At 69.1% G+C, this 17,428-nt stretch carries 16 protein-coding genes; 13 read left to right on the forward strand and 3 right to left on the reverse strand.

All coding sequences use genetic code 11. From position 1 onward, the window contains the following. The first annotated feature begins 83 nt into the window (after positions 1-83). From sdhC to GVN67_RS12175, 5 genes are read left to right on the forward strand one after another with little or no spacing between them, the layout of a single operon-like run. Positions 84-527 carry a succinate dehydrogenase, cytochrome b556 subunit gene (gene sdhC, locus GVN67_RS12155; RefSeq protein WP_200845237.1) on the forward strand — a complete coding sequence of 148 codons (444 nt, stop codon included), beginning with the start codon at positions 84-86 and terminating at the stop codon, positions 525-527. A gap of 16 nt (positions 528-543) precedes the next feature. Then, positions 544-936 carry a succinate dehydrogenase, hydrophobic membrane anchor protein gene (sdhD, locus tag GVN67_RS12160; protein ID WP_159996206.1) on the forward strand — a complete coding sequence of 131 codons (393 nt, stop codon included), beginning with the start codon at positions 544-546 and terminating at the stop codon, positions 934-936. Continuing rightward, positions 936-1,082, forward strand: coding sequence for a hypothetical protein (locus GVN67_RS12165; RefSeq protein ID WP_159996208.1), 147 nt, complete (start codon positions 936-938; stop codon positions 1,080-1,082). Before sdhD ends, GVN67_RS12165 begins: the two co-directional genes overlap by 1 nt. Beyond that, positions 1,079-2,890, forward strand: a complete 1,812-nt coding sequence (gene sdhA, locus GVN67_RS12170; protein ID WP_159996210.1) for a succinate dehydrogenase flavoprotein subunit — start codon at positions 1,079-1,081, stop codon at positions 2,888-2,890. Before GVN67_RS12165 ends, sdhA begins: the two co-directional genes overlap by 4 nt. A gap of 15 nt (positions 2,891-2,905) precedes the next feature. Next, complete coding sequence (locus GVN67_RS12175) at positions 2,906-3,691, forward strand: succinate dehydrogenase iron-sulfur subunit (RefSeq protein WP_159996212.1); 786 nt, start codon at positions 2,906-2,908, stop codon at positions 3,689-3,691. 85 nt (positions 3,692-3,776) lie between these two features. Here GVN67_RS12175 and GVN67_RS12180 read toward each other — a convergent pair whose 3' ends face one another. Further along, positions 3,777-4,043 carry a DUF2171 domain-containing protein gene (locus GVN67_RS12180; RefSeq protein ID WP_159996214.1) on the reverse strand — a complete coding sequence of 89 codons (267 nt, stop codon included), beginning with the start codon at positions 4,041-4,043 and terminating at the stop codon, positions 3,777-3,779. Positions 4,044-4,219: 176 nt separating this feature from the next. On the opposite strand from GVN67_RS12180, the gene zapE reads away from it, so the two are divergent. From zapE to odhB, 7 genes are all read left to right on the forward strand, one after another. Further along, entirely contained in the window at positions 4,220-5,407 is a 1,188-nt protein-coding gene (gene zapE, locus GVN67_RS12185) for a cell division protein ZapE (RefSeq protein ID WP_159996216.1), read from the forward strand. A gap of 38 nt (positions 5,408-5,445) precedes the next feature. Continuing rightward, positions 5,446-5,934, forward strand: a complete 489-nt coding sequence (locus GVN67_RS12190) for a hypothetical protein (protein WP_159996218.1) — start codon at positions 5,446-5,448, stop codon at positions 5,932-5,934. Between the two features lie 329 nt (positions 5,935-6,263). Next, a complete protein-coding gene (gene mdh, locus GVN67_RS12195) occupies positions 6,264-7,217 on the forward strand; it encodes a malate dehydrogenase (RefSeq protein WP_159996230.1) in 954 nt (317 codons plus the stop codon). Between the two features lie 93 nt (positions 7,218-7,310). Continuing rightward, positions 7,311-8,507 (forward strand): ADP-forming succinate--CoA ligase subunit beta, encoded by a 1,197-nt coding sequence (sucC, locus tag GVN67_RS12200; RefSeq protein WP_159996232.1) that lies wholly within the window; start codon positions 7,311-7,313, stop codon positions 8,505-8,507. Position 8,508: 1 nt separating this feature from the next. Further along, a complete protein-coding gene (gene sucD / locus GVN67_RS12205; RefSeq protein ID WP_159996234.1) occupies positions 8,509-9,399 on the forward strand; it encodes a succinate--CoA ligase subunit alpha in 891 nt (296 codons plus the stop codon). A 199-nt stretch (positions 9,400-9,598) separates the two neighbouring features. After that, on the forward strand, positions 9,599-12,502 hold the full coding sequence (locus GVN67_RS12210; RefSeq protein ID WP_159996236.1) for a 2-oxoglutarate dehydrogenase E1 component: 2,904 nt from the start codon (positions 9,599-9,601) through the stop codon (positions 12,500-12,502). A 93-nt stretch (positions 12,503-12,595) separates the two neighbouring features. Next, a complete protein-coding gene (gene odhB, locus GVN67_RS12215; RefSeq protein ID WP_159996238.1) occupies positions 12,596-13,834 on the forward strand; it encodes a 2-oxoglutarate dehydrogenase complex dihydrolipoyllysine-residue succinyltransferase in 1,239 nt (412 codons plus the stop codon). 61 nt (positions 13,835-13,895) lie between these two features. Here odhB and GVN67_RS12220 read toward each other — a convergent pair whose 3' ends face one another. Further along, positions 13,896-14,885, reverse strand: coding sequence for a tripartite tricarboxylate transporter substrate binding protein (locus GVN67_RS12220; RefSeq protein ID WP_159996240.1), 990 nt, complete (start codon positions 14,883-14,885; stop codon positions 13,896-13,898). A gap of 109 nt (positions 14,886-14,994) precedes the next feature. Continuing rightward, positions 14,995-15,852, reverse strand: a complete 858-nt coding sequence (locus GVN67_RS12225) for a GyrI-like domain-containing protein (RefSeq protein WP_159996242.1) — start codon at positions 15,850-15,852, stop codon at positions 14,995-14,997. Positions 15,853-15,999: 147 nt separating this feature from the next. On the opposite strand from GVN67_RS12225, the gene lpdA reads away from it, so the two are divergent. Continuing rightward, positions 16,000-17,391: a dihydrolipoyl dehydrogenase gene (gene lpdA, locus GVN67_RS12230; protein ID WP_159996244.1), complete on the forward strand. Its 1,392-nt coding sequence runs from the start codon at positions 16,000-16,002 to the stop codon at positions 17,389-17,391. The last annotated feature ends 37 nt before the right edge of the window (positions 17,392-17,428 follow it).

Raw genomic sequence — 17,428 nt, forward strand, 5'->3', positions numbered from 1 at the left:
AAAGGTCCGTGCATCGCCCCTGTCCGGCCGCTGCCCAGGCCGGTCGCGGGGCGTCTCAAAATGTGGCGGAGCGGGATCGGTCCATGTCGAGTATGAAAGACGCGCGCGAGGCGACCTATGTGGGCCGCCGTACCGACGGGACGCGCATCCTCCGGCCGATGTCGCCGCATCTGCAAGTCTACGACATGGTGCAGATCACCTCCGGCCTGTCGGTGCTGAACCGCGCCACCGGCATCGCCTGGCTGGTCGGCTCGGTGTTCCTGGTCTGGTGGCTGATGGCCGCGGCCTCCGGGCCGAAGGCGCTGGCCTCGGCGCAGTGGTTCTTCAGCTCCTTCCTGGGGATCCTGGTGCTGGCGGGGATGACCGCGGTCGCCTGGTTCCACACCTTCGCCGGCATCCGCCACCTGATCTGGGATGCGGGCCACGGCTTCGACCTGCCGTCGACCTGGAAGTCGGGCAAGGTCCTGATGGCGGCGACCGTGGTCGCCACCGTCCTGACCTGGCTCATCGCCCTGATCTCCTGGTAAGCGGGACGCACCGACCATGAGCGAACAGAATTCCATCCGCATGCAGTCCGCCCTCGGCCGCGTGCGCGGCCTGGGCTCGGCCCGCGGCGGCACGCATCACTGGTGGATCCAGCGCGTCACCTCGATCGCGCTGCTGCCGCTGACCATCTGGTTCATCCTGTCCATCGCGCTGCACACCGGTTCCGACCATGCGCAGGTGACGGCCTGGATCGGCCAGCCGCTGAACGCCGTGCTGCTGATCTCCTTCCTGCTGATCTCCTTCCAGCATGCCGGCGCCGGCATGCAGGTGGTGCTCGAGGACTACGTGCGGAACGAGATGGCGCGGATGCTCTCGATCCTGGCGGTCAAGGCGCTGTGCTGGCTGCTGGCGCTGCTGGCGGCGCTCGCCGTGCTGCGGATCGCCCTCTGATGGCGCCGGCCGGCCTGCCCGCCGGCCCCCCGGCGCCGCGGATCGCGGCGTCGGCGCAGACCGATGAACTCGCGCCGCTGCTGGCGGCTACGGAATTCGCGCCGCCGCAGGCGGCCCATGAACTGACGGACGGATCGGGACGATGAACGCGATCACCATGCCCTCCTCGGGCGCCTATCGGGTGGTGGACCACACCTACGACGTGGTCGTGGTGGGGGCCGGCGGCGCCGGGCTCCGCGCGACCTTCGGCATGGGTGCGGCCGGCCTGAAGACGGCCTGCATCACCAAGGTCTTCCCCACGCGCAGCCACACCGTCGCCGCCCAGGGCGGCGTCGGCGCCAGCCTCGGCAACATGGGCGAGGACAACTGGCGCTGGCACATGTACGACACCGTCAAGGGGTCGGACTGGCTGGGCGACCAGGACGCCATCGAATACATGTGCCGCGAGGCGGTGCCGGCGATCATCGAGCTCGAGCATTTCGGCGTGCCGTTCAGCCGCACCGAGGATGGCCGCATCTACCAGCGGCCCTTCGGCGGCCACATGCAGGATTACGGCAAGACCCCGGCGATGCGCGCCTGCGCCGCCGCCGACCGCACCGGCCATGCCATCCTGCACACGCTTTACCAGCAGTCGCTGAAGCATAACTGCGAGTTCTTCGTCGAATACTTCGCCCTCGACCTGATCATGGACGAGGAAGGCGCCTGCCGCGGCGTCATGGCCTGGAACCTCGAAGACGGCACCATGCACCGCTTCCGGGCGCAGACCGTGGTGATGGCGACCGGCGGCTATGGCCGCGCCTATTTCTCCTGCACCTCGGCGCATACCTGCACGGGCGATGGCGGCGGCATGATCCTGCGCGCCGGCCTGCCGCTGCAGGACAACGAGTTCGTGCAGTTCCACCCGACCGGCATCTACGGCTCGGGCTGCCTGGTCACCGAGGGCGCCCGCGGCGAGGGCGGCTACCTGACCAATTCGGAGGGCGAGCGCTTCATGGAGCGCTATGCCCCGACCGCCAAGGACCTGGCGTCGCGCGACGTCGTGTCGCGCGCCATGTCGATGGAGATCCGCGAGGGCCGCGGCGTCGGCCCGCACAAGGATCACATCCACCTGCACCTGGAGCATCTCGGCGCCGAGCTGCTGCATGAGCGGCTGCCGGGCATCTCCGAGACGGCGAAGATCTTTGCCGGCGTGGACGTGACCAAGGAGCCGATCCCGATGCTCCCGACGGTCCATTACAACATGGGCGGCATCCCGACGAACATCCATTGCGAGGTGCTGAGCGCCACCGGCACCGACCAGGACCGCGTGGTTCCCGGCCTGATGGCGGTGGGCGAGGCGGCCTCGGTCTCGGTGCATGGCGCCAACCGGCTCGGCACCAACTCGCTGCTCGACCTGGTGGTCTTCGGCCGCGCCGCGGCGCTGCGGGCGGCGGCGACGATCAAGCCCGGCGCCACCCAGCAGCCGCTGCCGCCCAAGGCCGGCGAGCTGGCGCTGGACCGCCTGGACCGCGTCCGCCATGCCAAGGGCAACACCTCGGTCGGCGAGCTGCGGCTGAACATGCAGCGCACCATGCAGACGCATGCCGCGGTGTTCCGCACCGCGGACCTGCTGAAGGAAGGCTGCGAGAAGATGGCGAAGGTGGCCGACGGCTACAGCGACATCAAGATCGCCGACCGCTCGCTGATCTGGAACAGCGACCTGATGGAGGCGATGGAGCTGGACAACCTGATCGGCAACGCGCTGACCACCGTGGTCGGCGGCGAGGCCCGGCACGAGAGCCGCGGCGCGCATGCCCATGAGGATTATCCGGACCGCGACGACGTGAACTGGATGAAGCACAGCCTCGCCCGCGTCGACGAGAAGTACAAAGTGTCGCTCGACTATCGCGACGTGAAGATGCGGACCCTGACCAACGAGGTCCAGGTCTTCCCGCCCAAGCCGCGCGTGTACTGAGGAAGGAGCGGGACCATGGCCACTTTCACGCTTCCCAAGAATTCGACCATCGGCACCGGGCAGACCTACAAGGCCGAGCCCGGCGCGACGAAGGTCAAGTCCTTCAAGATCTACCGCTTCGACCCCGATACGGGGGAGAATCCGCGGTACGACACCTATGAGATCGATCTCGACAAGTGCGGTCCGATGGTTCTGGACGCGCTGATCAAGATCAAGAACGAGGTGGACACCAGCCTGACCTTCCGGCGGTCCTGCCGCGAGGGCATCTGCGGCTCCTGCGCGATGAACATCGACGGGATGAACACGCTGGCCTGCCTCAAGCCGATCGAGGACGTGGTCAAGAAGGACGTGCGCATCACCCCGCTGCCGCATATGCCGGTGGTGAAGGACCTGGTGCCCGACCTGTCGCATATCTATGCGCAGCTGCGCTCGGTCGAGCCCTGGCTGAAGTCCGAGACCTCGGCGCCGCCGGACGAGGAGCGCCGCCAGTCGAAGGAGGAGCGCGCCAAGCTCGACGGCTTGTGGGAGTGCATCCTGTGCTTCTGCTGCTCGACCGCCTGCCCGTCCTACTGGTGGAACGGCGACCGCTATCTCGGCCCGGCCGTGCTGTTGCAGGCCTATCGCTGGATCGCCGATTCGCGCGACGAGGCGACCGGCGAGCGGCTGGACAACCTGGAAGATCCGTTCCGCCTCTACCGCTGCCACACCATCATGAACTGCACCGCGACCTGCCCGAAGGGCCTGAACCCGGCCGCGGCGATCGGCAAGATCAAGCAGATGATGGTTGAGCGCCAAAGCTGAGCGAGACCAGATGTGGGGGTCCGGGGGCATTCAATGCCCCCGGCGGGGGTCAGGGGGCAGCGCCCCCTGGCTTTTTTTTATATGCCTAGCTGGCCGCGACCGCGGTGCCCGCCCCGGCCTCGGGCTCGTCCTGCAGCAGCGACGTGGCCGCCGTGTGGTTCATGATGGTGGAGACCTTGCCACCCTCGATATCGGCGACCGCGCTCAGCGGCAGGTATTTATGCTGCCCGTCCGGCGAGGAATCCCGCGTCAGCTTGATGAAGTCGCCGGCCAGGTGATCCACCCGCCCGATGGGGTGGCCGCAGGAGCCGACGACCTCGGCGTGTTCCTGGATGAGGCTCTTGTCGATCATGGCCGGGGTCTCCCTGGCGGTTGTTGTGCGGGGGTAACGCCAGGCCAGGGCACAGGGATGCGCCATGGTGCCGGTTCCCCGCCGCGGGCGAGGAAACCATCATTCTTTCCGTGGGTTGTGGTTTGGGGTGAAGGCGCGGTTGCCGCATCGGCCGTGACAGGCTATGCCGCAACGCGATGGATGGCCCCATGAAGCCGGGGGAGGCGCTGAGCCTCCCGTCCTACGCCGACGGACCACTCCCCGCCTATCGTGCGAAGGTGGCGGCGGGGGAATTGCGCTCCGACCCCGCCCAGGCGCTGGCCGCCGAGACCCTGCAGGATCTCTGGCGCCGCACGCGCGGCTACGAGCCCAGGCTGGAGCCGGCGACCAAGGAGGGCGGCGGCTTCATGTCCCGCTTCCTGCGCCGCAAGCCGGTCGACGAGGCCCCGGGCAACGCGCCCCAGGGCCTGTACCTGGTCGGCGAGGTCGGCCGCGGCAAGTCCATGCTGATGGACCTGTTCTTCGCCTGCGCCGAGGTGCCGCGGAAGCGCCGGATCCACTTCCATTCCTTCATGCAGCAGTCGCACGGCCGCATCCACGCCTGGCGCAAGCAGCATGGCGACGCCGCCGATCCGATCCCGCCGCTGGCCGAGCAGATCACCGCCGAGGCTTCGCTGCTGTGCTTCGACGAGTTCCAGGTCCACGACATCGCCGATGCGATGATCCTGGGCCGGCTGTTCGAGGCGCTGTTCGCCCGCGGCACGGTGATCGTCGCCACCTCGAACACGGCGCCCGACGACCTGTTCCGCGGCAAGCCGGGGCGCGACGCCTTCCTGCCCTTCATCGCGCTGATCAACAAGCATGTCTCGGTGCTGCAGCTGAAGTCGCAGCAGGACTACCGGCGCGACCGCATCCAGGGGCTGCCGACCTGGCACGCGCCGGCCGATGGCCGGGCGGAGCGGGCGCTGGACGCCGCCTTCAAGGAGCTGACCGGCCGCCCGCATGGCGCGCCGGAGGAGATCGAGGTGCTCGGCCGCCGGGTGCGGGTGCCGCAGGCCGTGGGCGGCGTCGCCCGGGCCGATTTCGACGACCTTTGCGGCGTGCCGCTGGGTCCGGCCGACTACCTGGCGCTGTCGACGCATTTCCACACGCTGGTGCTGGATGGCGTGCCCCGGCTGGGGCCGGATAATTTCGACCGGGCCCGGCGCTTCATCACCTTGATCGACACCCTCTACGAGCACCGTTGCAAGCTGGTCGCCTCGGCGGCCGCGGTGCCCGACCAGCTTTACGAGCAGGGCGAGAATGCGGCGATGTTCCAACGCACCGCGTCGCGCCTGATGGAAATGCAAAGCCACGACTATCTCGGCCTGCCGCATCTCACCTGACCGGGTGGGCTGCGGCCGCGTCATTGAAGGAAGCTGCCATGCGATTGATCCCGCTCTGCCTCTTGGGCCTGCTGTCCCTGGCGCTGGTGCCTGCCGCGCTGGTGCCGGCGGCCGAAGCCGCCGGGGCGCGGACCGAACGCGGCACCGCCGGCAAGGCGGGCAAGGCCAGCGGCACCGCGGCGCGCGCAGCGGCGCCGGCGCGGCAGCAGGCGAGCGTGGCGCGCGGCAACACCCGCCAGGCCGTGGCCCCGGCGCGCGGCGCCACCAGCCGGCCGGGCGTCAGCCGCACGGCGGCCAAGCCGGTCGCCCCGGCGCGGCGCGGCGCCACCCTGCAGCGCACCGCCAGCCGCCAGCCGGTGCTGCGCGGCGGCCAGCGCCAGGCGGTGCAGCGGGTGGTCGGCCCGCGGCTGACCTCCTGGCAGGCCGGGCTGCCGACGGCCGAGGGCGAGCAGCGCGAATGCCCGGTCGGCACCATGTCGACGCTGGCGCGCGGCCATGACGACGTGGTGCGCTGCCTGCCGCTCTGAGCGGCGCTTCCCGCTTCCCCGGGCCAGCCGCCGGTGGGCGGCGACCTCCCCCGGGGCCCTGTTTCGGCCGCGCGCGGCCGTGCTCAGCCACCCGGCCGCTGCCTGCGGCCGGCAAGCCGCCCCGGCCTGAAAGCCGGGGCATCGGGGGGTATCTGGCGGTCTCTTCCCGCGCCCGGGGCATGGTTCCCGGGGGCGGGGGGCGGCTGCTTCGCGACGGCTGCCTGAATCTGACACGCCCCCGCCTTGTCGGGCGGGGTGCGGGGGAGTAGGTAGCCGTCGCAAGTTTCCAGATACCGCCTTCGCTCGAACGCTCGGGAAGGATGATCCTCATGGCCCGCAAGAAGATTGCGCTGGTTGGCGCCGGCAACATCGGTGGCACGCTCGCCCACCTGATCGGCCTCAAGGAACTGGGCGACGTCGTCCTGTTCGACGTCTTCGCCGGCGTTGCCGCCGGCAAGGCCCTCGACATCATGCAGTCGGCCCCGGTCGACGGCTTCGACAGCAAGATGGTCGGCGCGGCCGACTATGCCGCGATCGAGGGCGCCGACGTGGTGATCGTCACCGCCGGCTTCCCCCGCCTGCCGGGCATGACCCGCGACGACCTGCTGACCAAGAATGCCGAGGTCATCACCAAGGTGGCCGAGGGCATCAAGACCTATGCCCCGAACGCCTTCGTCATCTGCATCACCAATCCGCTGGACGTGATGGTGTGGGTGCTGCAGCAGAAGTCGGGGCTGCCGGCCGAGAAGGTCGTCGGCATGGCCGGCGTCCTGGACAGCGCCCGCTTCCGCATGTTCCTGGCGGAGGAGTTCGGCGTCTCGGTCGAGGACGTGACCGCTTTCGTGCTCGGCGGCCATGGCGACACCATGGTGCCGCTGACCCGCTACTCGACGGTGGCCGGCATCCCGGTGCCCGACCTGATCAAGATGGGCTGGTCGACGCAGGAGAAGATCGACGCCATCGTGACGCGCACCGCCAATGGCGGCGGCGAGATCGTCAAGCTGCTGGAGAAGGGCTCGGCCTTCTACGCTCCGGCCGCCTCGGCGATCGCCATGGCCGAGAGCTACCTGAAGGACAAGAAGCGCGTGCTGCCCTGCGCCGTGCTGCTGAACGGCGAATACGGCATGAGCGACTTCTATGTCGGCGTGCCGGTGGTGATCGGTGACAAGGGCGTCGAGAAGATCGTCGAGGTCCAGTTCACCCCGGAAGAAAAGGCCAATTTCGACAAGTCCTGCGATGCGGTGAAGAAGCTGATCGCGGACTTCAAGAAGCTCGGCGTCTGAGGCCCCCGGAGGGGGCCGGAAGGCCTCCTCCGGGACCGGAAATGACGGGTCGGGGCAGCTCCCGGCCTCGTGGCCCATGCAGAGGGTGAACGGATGAACATCCACGAATACCAGGGCAAGGAGCTGCTGAAGCGCTACGGCGTCGCAGTGCTCGAGGGCCATGTCGCCTGGACCGCGGCCGAGGCCGAGGAAGCGGCGAAGAAGCTTCCCGGCCCCGTCTATGTGGTGAAGAGCCAGATCCATGCCGGTGGGCGTGGCGCCGGCCGCTTCGCGGAAGACCCGAACGGCAAGGGCGGCGTCCGCGTCGTCAAGTCGGTCGCCGATGTGCGCGCCGCCGCCGAGGCGATGATCGGCAAGACCCTGGTGACCAAGCAGACCGGCGAAGCCGGCAAGCAGGTCAGCCGGGTCTATGTCGAGGATGGCTGCGACATCAAGCGCGAGCTCTACCTCTCGCTGCTGGTCGACCGTGACACCTCGCGCATCGTCATCATGGCGTCCACCGAGGGCGGCATGGAGATCGAGGAGGTCGCCGAGCACCAGCCGGAGAAGATCCTGAAGGCGGTGGTCGACCCGGCCTCGGGCGTTTCCGGCTTCCATGCCCGCAAGCTGGCCTTCGGGCTCGGCCTGGAAGGCAAGCAGGTCGCCTCCTTCACCAAGTTCGTGCTGGCCCTCTACCAGGCCTTCGTCGAGCTGGACTGCGCCATCGTCGAGATCAACCCGATCGTCGTCACCGGCGCCGGCGAGATCATGGCGCTGGACGCCAAGGTCTCCTTCGACGACAGCGCGCTGTTCCGCCACAAGGACCTCGAGGCGCTCCGCGACGACACGGAGATGGACCCGAAGGAGCTCGACGCGGTCAAGAACGACCTGAACTACGTCGCGCTCGACGGCGAGATCGGCTGCATGGTCAATGGCGCGGGCCTGGCCATGGCGACCATGGACATCATCAAGCTCTACGGCTCCTCGCCTGCGAACTTCCTCGATGTCGGTGGCACGGCGACGGCCGAGCGGGTGACCGAGGCGTTCCGGATCATCACCTCCGACGCCAACGTCAAGGCGATCCTGGTCAATATCTTCGGCGGCATCGCCAAGTGCGACATGATCGCCAACGGCATCGTCGTCGCCGCCAAGAACCTGACCCTGTCGGTGCCGCTGGTCGTGCGCCTGGAGGGGACCAACGTCGACCTGGGCAAGAAGATCCTGGCCGAATCCGGCCTGGCGATCATCCCGGCCGACAATCTGGCCGACGCCGCCGAGAAGGTGGTCCGCGCCGTGAAGGGAGCCAAGTAAGATGGCCATCCTCGTCGACGCGAACACCAAGGTGATGACCCAGGGCTTCACCGGGTCCCAGGGCACCTTCCACGCCGAGCAGGGCATCGCCTACGGCTCGAACTATGTGGGCGGCGTGACCCCGGGCAAGGGCGGCCAGCTGCATCTCGGCCTGCCGGTGTTCAACACGGTCGCCGAATGCGTGGCGGCCACCGGCGCCAACGCCTCGGTCATCTACGTGCCGCCGCCCTTCGCCGGCGACAGCATCCTGGAGGCCATCGACGCCGAGGTCCCCCTGATCATCTGCATCACCGAGGGCATCCCGGTGATCGACATGATCAAGGTGAAGCGGGCGCTGTCCGGCTCCAAGTCGCGGCTGATCGGCCCGAACTGCCCGGGCGTCATCACCCCCGACGCCTGCAAGATCGGCATCATGCCGGGCCATATCCACAAGCGTGGCTCGGTCGGCATCGTCTCCCGCTCGGGCACGCTGACCTATGAGGCGGTGGCGCAGACCACGGCGGCCGGCCTCGGCCAGTCGACCTGCGTCGGCATCGGCGGCGACCCGGTCAAGGGCACCGACTTCACCGAGGTCCTGGAGATGTTCCTGGCCGACCCCGAGACCCAGTCGATCATCATGATCGGCGAGATCGGCGGCCAGTCGGAGATCCAGGCGGCCGAGTTCCTGGGCCGCGAGAACAAGGTGGGCTCGAAGAACTACAAGCCCGTCGTCGGCTTCATCGCCGGTGCGACCGCCCCCCCGGGCCGCCGCATGGGCCATGCCGGCGCCGTCATCTCGGGCGGCAAGGACACCGCCGAGGCCAAGATGGCGGCCATGCGCGAGGCCGGCATCCATGTCGCCGAGAGCCCGGCTGCCCTGGGCTCGACCATGGTGAAGGCGCTGCGCGGCTGATGCCGACGGTGCGCGGACAGCTTGACGGCCAACGACGCGGGTCTGCCATGCAGGCCCGCGGCGGAAGCCTGCAACTTGCCGCGTTTTACCATTATGTTATCCAGCGCCGTCCCTATATCCGGGGCGGCGTTGGCGTTTTCTGACGCCCCGCTGTGAGCTGACCGCCGCGACCCAGGAAGGTGCGGGCGAGGAGGATAAGATGGCCGGTATCGACATCCTGGCAAGCGTGATGACGGGGGCGAATGCCACCTATCTCGCTGACCTGTACGCCCGCTGGGTCGAGCGGCCTGACAGCGTGGACGCTTCCTTCCAGGAGCTTTTCGCAGCGCTCAACGACGACGCCCGCGCGGTGCTGCACGACGCCAGCGGCGCCTCCTGGGCGCCGCGGCCGAAGGGCGGCTTCGCCCCGGAGCCGGAAGCGCCCAAGCCCGACCCGAAGAAGCCGGCCAAGGCCGGCGCCGCGCCGGCCGCCGCCGCCGCCCCGGGCCTCGACCCCGCCGCCGCGCGGCAGCAGGCGCAGGACGCGATCCGCGCCCTGATGCTGATCCGCGCCTACCGGGTGCGTGGCCATCTGGAGGCGCAGCTCGACCCGCTGCACCTGCAGACGCCCAAGCCGCACCCCGAGCTCGACCCGAAGAGCTACGGCTTCACCGATGCCGACCTCGACCGGCCGATCTTCATCGACAAGGTGCTGGGCCGCGAGACCGCGACGCTGCGCGAGATCGTCGCCATCCTGCGCGCCACCTATTGCGGCTCGATCGGCGTCGAGTTCATGCATATCCAGGACCCCGAGCAGAAGTCCTGGATCCAGCAGAAGGTCGAGGGCGCGCCCTGGACCACCCTGTTCGACCCGGCGGCGAAGAAGCAGATCCTGCAGCAGCTGACCGAGGCCGAGGGCTTCGAGGCCTTCTGCGCCCGCAAGTATGTCGGCACCAAGCGCTTCGGCCTGGAGGGTGGCGAGGTCACCATCCCCGCCGTGCAGACGGTGATCGAGGCGGTGGTCGCCGAGGGCGTCGGCGAGATCGTCGTCGGCATGGCGCATCGCGGCCGGCTGAACACGCTGGTCAACGTGGTGAAGAAGCCCTTCACCAAGGTCTTCGCCGAGTTCAAGGGCATCTCGGCCAATCCGGACGACGTCCAGGGCTCGGGCGACGTCAAGTACCACCTGGGCACCTCCACCGACATCGAGATCGGCGGCAAGATGGTGCATCTGTCGCTGCAGCCCAACCCGTCGCACCTCGAGGTCGTCGACCCGGTGGTAGTGGGCAAGGTGCGCGCGCGCCAGGACATGGCGGGCGACGTCAAGGGCCGCCGCAGCGTCATGGCCATCCTGCTGCATGGCGACGCCGCCTTCGCCGGCCAGGGCGTGGTCTATGAGACGCTGGCGATGAGCCAGCTGATCGGCTACCGCACCGGCGGCACGGTCCACGTCATCACCAACAACCAGATCGGCTTCACCACCGTGCCGGCGCATGCCTATTCGGGCCTGTACTGCACGGACGTGGCCAAGGCGGTGCAGGCGCCGATCCTGCACGTCAATGGCGACGATCCGGAGGCGGTGGTCTTCGCCGCCCGCATGGCCGCCGAATACCGGATGAAGTTCACCGCCGACGTGGTGCTGGACATCGTCTGCTACCGCCGCCACGGCCATAACGAGACCGACGAGCCCGCCTTCACCCAGCCGATCATGTACGGCCGGATCAAGGAGCTGAAGACCACCCGCACCCTCTATGCCGAGCGTCTGGCGGCCAGCGGCGCGCTGCCGGCCGAGGACAGCAAGGCGATGCTGGACGCCTTCTACGCCCAGCTCGAGGAGGCCTACCAGGCCGCCCAGACCTTCAAGCCGAACAAGGCCGACTGGCTGGAAGGCCATTGGTCGGGGCTGAAGGCCGCGGGCTCGACCGACGAGGAGAAGGAGGACGGCACCGCCGTCGGCCTCGACACGCTGCGCGAGATCGGCGCCGCCCTGTCCCGCGTGCCGGCCGACTTCGTCGCCAATTCGAAGATCATCCGCCAGCTCGAGGCGAAGAAGAACGCCATCGAGGGCGGCGAGGGCATCGACTGGGCGACCGGCGAGGCGCTGGCCTTCGGCAGCCTGCTGCTGGAGGGGCATCGCATCCGCCTCTCGGGCGAGGACGTGCAGCGCGGCACCTTCAGCCACCGCCATTGCGTCCTGGTCGACCAGAACAGCCAGGCGGAATACATGCCGCTGAACAACATCCGCGACGGCCAGAAGCGGATGGAAGCCTTCAACTCGCTGCTCAGCGAGATGGGCGTACTCGGCTTCGACTATGGCTACACGCTGGCCGACCCCAACACCCTGACGCTGTGGGAAGCCCAGTTCGGCGACTTCACCAACGGCGCCCAGGTGGTGATCGACCAGTTCATCGCCAGCGCCGAGACCAAGTGGCTGCGCATGTCCGGCCTGGTGATGCTGCTGCCGCATGGCTACGAGGGCCAGGGTCCGGAGCATTCCTCCGCCCGCCTCGAGCGCTACCTGCAGCTCTGCGCCGAGCGCAACATGGCGGTCTGCAACTTCACGACGCCGGCCAACTACTATCATGCGCTGCGCCGGCAGCTGAAGCGCAACTACCGCAAGCCGCTGATCGTCATGACGCCGAAGTCGCTGCTGCGGCACAAGCTGGCGGTCAGCAGCCTGGCCGACTTCGCCACCGGCAGCGCCTTCCAGACCGTGATCCCGGAGGCCGACGCCATCGGCCCGGCCGAGAAGGTCAAGCGCGTCGTGCTCTGCTCCGGCAAGGTCTATTACGACCTGCTGCAGGAGCGGCGGGACAAGAAGCTCGACGACGTGGCGATCGTCCGCGTCGAGCAGATCTATCCCTTCCCGCGCCTGTCGCTGGCCCGCATCCTGGCCGAGTACAAGAACGCCGAGATCGTCTGGTGCCAGGAGGAGCCCGAGAACATGGGCGCCTGGACCTTCGTCGACCGGCGCATCGAGAAGGTGCTGAAGGAGCTGGGCCACAAGACCCAGCGCCCCGCCTATGTCGGGCGCGAGGAGGCGGCCAGCCCCGCCACCGGCTCGGCCAAGGTGCATCAGCAGCAGCAGGAAGCCCTGGTCCGCTCGGCCCTCGGCCTCTCGTAACTCCTTCTCAGCGGCGAGGTCCCGCCTGGGCGGGGCCTCGCGCATCTTTTTTAAGCAGCTGACCTTTAGCACCGGCAAAGAGGCGACGGCAGAATGACCGATATTGTGGTGCCCCCCCTGGGCGAGAGCGTCTCCACCGCGACCATCGCGAAGTGGATGAAGAAGGCCGGTGAGGCAGTTGCCGCCGACGAGCCGCTGGTGGAGCTGGAGACCGACAAGGTCACGGTGGAGGTCAATGCCCCCGCCGCCGGCGTGCTGGAATCGATCGTCGCCGAGGAAGGCGCCGAGGTGGAGCCGGGCGCGGTGCTGGGCGTGATCGCCGCCGGCTCCGGCGCGGCCCCGGCGCCGAAGGCCGCGGCCCCCGCCGCCGCCGCTGCGCCCGCCGCCGCGCCGAAGGTCGAGACGCCGCGCGCCGAGAGCGGCCCGGTGGCCCGCCCGGGCGCGCCGTCCGCGCATGCGCCGCTGCCGGCCGCCGCCAAGATCATGGCCGAGAACAACCTCTCGGCCGAGCAGATCGGCGCCGGCACCGCCAAGGATGGCCGCATCAGCAAGGGCGACGTGCAGTCCTTCCTGGCGCAGCCGGCCCCGGCCGCCGCCGCCAAGGCCGCGCCCAAGGCGCCGCGCGCCCTGGAAGGCGGCGAGGAGCGGGTGAAGATGACCCGCCTGCGCAAGACCATCGCCGTCCGCCTGAAGGAGGCGCAGAACACCGCCGCCATGCTGACCACCTTCAACGAGGTGGACATGAGCGCGGTGATGGCGCTGCGCAACGAGTACAAGGACGTCTTCGAGAAGAAGCAGGGCGTGAAGCTCGGCTTCATGTCCTTCTTCGTGAAGGCCTGCGTCGCCGCGCTGAAGGAATTCCCGGCCGTCAACGCCGAAATCGACGGCGACGACCTGGTCTACAAGAACTTCGTCCATATGGGCATCGCGGTGGGCGGGCCCTCCGGCCTGGTCGTGCCGGTGCTGCGCAACGCCGACCAGCTGTCCTTCGCCGGCATCGAGAAGGCCATCAGCACCGTCGGCAAGCGCGTCCGTGACGGCCAGCTGAAGCTCGAGGAGATGGCGGGCGGCAGCTTCACCATCACCAATGGCGGCATCTACGGCTCGATGATGTCGACGCCGATCCTCAACCCGCCGCAGTCGGGCATCCTCGGGATGCACTCGATCAAGGAGCGGGCGATGGTCGTCAACGGCAAGATCGAGATCCGGCCGATGATGTACCTGGCGCTGTCCTATGACCACCGGATCGTCGACGGCAAGGAAGCCGTCTCCTTCCTGGTGCGCGTCAAGGAGAGCATCGAGGATCCGCGCCGGCTGATGCTGGACGTCTGATCCCTCTGCGGGTTCGGTGAAAGGGCCAGGGTCGCGCAAGCGGCCCTGGCCCTTTCCGCTTTCAGTCGAGGCTGAGATTGAGCCGCGCCACCATCTCGCGCTCATAGGCGACGCGCTGGACGGTGAAATTGCGGTAGGATTCGCTGTCGAGATAGGCGAGCGGCATGTCCCAGCGCTCGCGCACCGCGGTGTTCTCCGGCCCAAGCAGCGCTGACTTCATCGCATCATGCAGCGCGCGCACCACGCCCGGGTCCATGCCCTTCGGCCCGGCCAGCCCGTAGGGCGAGGTCACCACCAGGTCGATGCCGAGCTCGCGCAGCGTCGGCACCTCGGGGAAGCGCTTCGAGCGCTCGGCGGTCCAGACGCAGAGCAGCCGGCACTGCCCGGCCTCGACCTGCGGCACCCAGGCGGAGCTGTCGGCGACGCTGTCGATCTGCCCGCCCAGCAGCGCGGTGACCCCCTCGTTGGAGCCGCGGAAGGGCACATGCGTCATCTGCAGCCCCAGCCGCGACAGAATATCCTCCATCGCCAGGTGGTTGGTGGTGCCGATGCCGCTGGTGGAGAAGGTCAGCATCCCCGGCCGCGCCTTGGCCGCCGCGACATAGTCGGCCCAGGATTTGTAGGGGCTGTCGGCTTTCACCGCGACGCCGAACAGCCAGCCGGTCAGGCCGATGATCTGGGAGAAATCCTCGATCGGGTCCCAGGACCGCGCCTTGGTCATGAAGGGGTGGCGCAGCACCGAGAGATGCTGCTGGGCGATGGTGTAGCCGTCGGGCGGCGCCTGCAGCAGCGCCTGCGCCGCCAGCAGCCCGCGCGCGCCGGAGCGGTTCTCCACCAGCACCGTCTGGCCCAGCGCCCGGCCGGCCTGGTCGGCCAGGCTGCGCAGCTGCGCATCGGCCGAGCCGCCGGGCGGCCAGGGCACCATCAGCCGGATGGGGCGGGCAGGCCAGGCCTGGGCGAGCGCCGGCCTCGCCAAGGGGGAAAGCAGCGCGGCGGGCGCAAGGGCCAGCGCCGCGCGCCGCGGCCAGAGGCCGGGCGTCGGTCGGGTCATCGCAAATCCTCCCTCTGCGGCGCCTGTTGCCGGCGCCGTCAGGGGCAAGGGTGGCAGAAGCCGTGACGGGAAGGCAATTTTTCCTGACCCGGCTTCGGCCCGCGCCGCCTTACTTCAGGGGAAGCAGAATGTCCGTCAGCCACTCCGCCGGCGGCAGGCTGCGGCAGTCATTCAGGTAGTGCTCCATCGCCGGGTGGTCGGCCGGCTCCCGCCCGCTCTGCGGCAGCCATTCGCGGTAGAGCCAGGTATAGGCGGCCTCCAGCTCGGCATAGGGGCCCTTGAAGCGCAGCGCCGCGACCGTCAGCGCAGGGATTTCTGTCAGCCTCGCAGGGGCGGGGGGTTCCGCGTCCTTGGGGAGCGAAAAACCCGCCGCGCTGCGCAGCTGCGCCGCCGGCACCGTCTGCGGGTCGTCCCAATAGAGCCCGATCCAGCGGGTGGCCTCGTCCTCCAGCCCGTGCCCCGTCGCCAGCGCGCCGAGCTCGTCGAAACGGGCGGCGATGGTGTCGTAGGGGCCGGAATGCGGCAGCACCGCCAGACGCATTTCTTTCTGTTCGCGAATGGTGACCTCGAACATGCGACTCTCCTCGGATGTTGCTGTGATCGGTCGGACAGGAGCAATGCCGCCCTGGGCGCGGTAGGCCGCCGGCGGCAGGCCGAACTGCGCCCGGAACGCCCGGGTGAAGGCCGCGGCGCTGCCATAGCCGGCCGCCTTGGCGACCCCCGCCACCGGCATGCGGCTTTTCAGCAGCGCCGCCGCCGCCAGGCTCAGCCGCTGCCGCGCCACCGTCTCCACCGGCGTCTCGCCGGCCAGCAGCCGGTAGATCCGGTGGAAATGGCAGGGCGAGAAGGCGGCCGCCGCGGCCAGCTCCTCCAGCCGCGGCTCGCGCCCCGGATGGGCCGCCAGCCAGGCCATGGCGCGCTGCACCCGGCGGGCATAGTCGCGCAGCGTCAGCGGCTTGTTCGGCATCGACTTCCTCTCCGATCCGCCGTCATCCTGGCCGAGATGCGCTTGATCGCGCTTGCGAATGCCTGCCCGGCGCCGCTCCCCCTTGCGAGGGCGGCGCGGGCGCGCCAGTTTGCGGGCAATCCATTGCTAGGCAGGACCTTCCGACCCATGTCCGAGAGCTTCGACCTCATCGTCATCGGCGCCGGCCCCGGCGGCTATGTCTGCGCCATCCGCGCCGCCCAGCTCGGCATGAAGGTGGCCTGCGTCGAGAAGCGCGACACCCTGGGCGGCACCTGCCTGAATGTCGGCTGCATCCCCTCCAAGGCGATGCTGCAATCCTCGGAAGCCTTCGAGGAGACCAAGCACAAGTTCGCCGACCACGGCATCCTGGTCGACGGCGTGAAGCTGGACCTGGCGCGCATGCAGGCCCGCAAGGGCGAGGTGGTCGGCGCCAACGTCAAGGGCGTCGAGTTCCTCTTCAAGAAGAACAAGATCACCTGGCTGAAGGGCGCCGGCAAGATCACCGCGCCCGGCCAGGTCGAGGTCGCCGGCCAGGCCTATGCCGCGAAGAACATCGTCATCGCGACGGGTTCCGACAGCGCCCCCCTGAAGGGCGTCGAGGTCGATGAGAAGCAGATCGTCACCTCGACCGGCGCGCTGGAGCTGGAGAAGGTTCCCGGCCACCTGGTCGTCATCGGCGGCGGCGTGATCGGCCTTGAGCTCGGCAGCGTCTGGAAGCGCCTGGGCGCCGAGGTGACCGTGGTCGAGTATCTCGACCGCCTGGCCCCCGGCATGGATGGCGAGACCGCCAAGCAGTTCGAGCGCGTGCTCACCAAGCAGGGCTTCAAGTTCAAGCTGAAGTCCAAGGTGACCGGCGCCACCAAGTCCGCCGACGGCGTGACGCTGACCGTCGAGCCCGCCGCCGGGGGTGCCGCCGAGGAGCTCAAGGCCGACGTGGTGCTGCTGGCCATCGGCCGCCGCGCCTACACCGAGGGCCTCGGCCTCGCCGAGGTGGGCGTGGCGCTGGACGAGCGCGGCCGGGTGCAGACCGACGGCCATTTCGCGACCAATGTCCCCGGCATCTACGCCATCGGCGACGTCATCGCCGGCGCCATGCTGGCCCACAAGGCCGAGGATGAGGGCGTCGCCCTGGCCGAGATCCTGGCCGGCCAGAAGGGCCATGTGAATTACGGCGTGATCCCCGCCATCGTCTACACCTGGCCCGAGATCGCCAGCGTCGGCGAGAGCGAGGAAGAGCTGAAGGCCCGCGGCCAGGCCTACAAGGTCGGCAAGTTTCCCTTCCTGGCGAATGGCCGGGCGCGGGCGATGGGCGACACCGACGGCTTCGTGAAGATCCTGGCGGACAAGGAGACCGACCGCGTGCTCGGCGCCCATATCCTGGGCCCCGACGCCGGCACGCTGATCGCCGAGGTCGCCATCGCCATGGAATTCGGCGCCTCGGCCGAGGATGTTGCGCGCACCTGCCACGCCCATCCGACGCTGAACGAGGCGGTGAAGGAAGCGGCGCTGGCCGTCGACGGCCGCGCGCTGCACATCTGATCCGACCGGGGAGGGGCCTCGCGCCCCTTCCCAAACC

This window comes from Roseomonas sp. 18066, from assembly GCF_902706185.1.
Classification (GTDB): Bacteria; Pseudomonadota; Alphaproteobacteria; order Acetobacterales; family Acetobacteraceae; genus Pseudoroseomonas.

What these genes read in the sequence shown, in the direction of transcription:
- zapE (WP_159996216.1), top strand. Translation starts at nt 4,220, where the DNA reads ATGGATGGCCCCATGAAGCCGGGGGAGGCGCTGAGCCTCCCGTCCTAC.
- lpdA (WP_159996244.1), top strand. Translation starts at nt 16,000, where the DNA reads ATGTCCGAGAGCTTCGACCTCATCGTCATCGGCGCCGGCCCCGGCGGC.
- GVN67_RS12175 (WP_159996212.1), top strand. Translation starts at nt 2,906, where the DNA reads ATGGCCACTTTCACGCTTCCCAAGAATTCGACCATCGGCACCGGGCAG.
- sdhD (WP_159996206.1), top strand. Translation starts at nt 544, where the DNA reads ATGAGCGAACAGAATTCCATCCGCATGCAGTCCGCCCTCGGCCGCGTG.
- sucC (WP_159996232.1), top strand. Translation starts at nt 7,311, where the DNA reads ATGAACATCCACGAATACCAGGGCAAGGAGCTGCTGAAGCGCTACGGC.
- GVN67_RS12180 (WP_159996214.1), bottom strand. Translation starts at nt 4,043, where the DNA reads ATGATCGACAAGAGCCTCATCCAGGAACACGCCGAGGTCGTCGGCTCC.
- GVN67_RS12165 (WP_159996208.1), top strand. Translation starts at nt 936, where the DNA reads ATGGCGCCGGCCGGCCTGCCCGCCGGCCCCCCGGCGCCGCGGATCGCG.
- sdhA (WP_159996210.1), top strand. Translation starts at nt 1,079, where the DNA reads ATGAACGCGATCACCATGCCCTCCTCGGGCGCCTATCGGGTGGTGGAC.
- sdhC (WP_200845237.1), top strand. Translation starts at nt 84, where the DNA reads ATGTCGAGTATGAAAGACGCGCGCGAGGCGACCTATGTGGGCCGCCGT.
- sucD (WP_159996234.1), top strand. Translation starts at nt 8,509, where the DNA reads ATGGCCATCCTCGTCGACGCGAACACCAAGGTGATGACCCAGGGCTTC.
- GVN67_RS12225 (WP_159996242.1), bottom strand. Translation starts at nt 15,852, where the DNA reads ATGCCGAACAAGCCGCTGACGCTGCGCGACTATGCCCGCCGGGTGCAG.
- GVN67_RS12190 (WP_159996218.1), top strand. Translation starts at nt 5,446, where the DNA reads ATGCGATTGATCCCGCTCTGCCTCTTGGGCCTGCTGTCCCTGGCGCTG.
- GVN67_RS12220 (WP_159996240.1), bottom strand. Translation starts at nt 14,885, where the DNA reads ATGACCCGACCGACGCCCGGCCTCTGGCCGCGGCGCGCGGCGCTGGCC.
- GVN67_RS12210 (WP_159996236.1), top strand. Translation starts at nt 9,599, where the DNA reads ATGGCCGGTATCGACATCCTGGCAAGCGTGATGACGGGGGCGAATGCC.
- mdh (WP_159996230.1), top strand. Translation starts at nt 6,264, where the DNA reads ATGGCCCGCAAGAAGATTGCGCTGGTTGGCGCCGGCAACATCGGTGGC.
- odhB (WP_159996238.1), top strand. Translation starts at nt 12,596, where the DNA reads ATGACCGATATTGTGGTGCCCCCCCTGGGCGAGAGCGTCTCCACCGCG.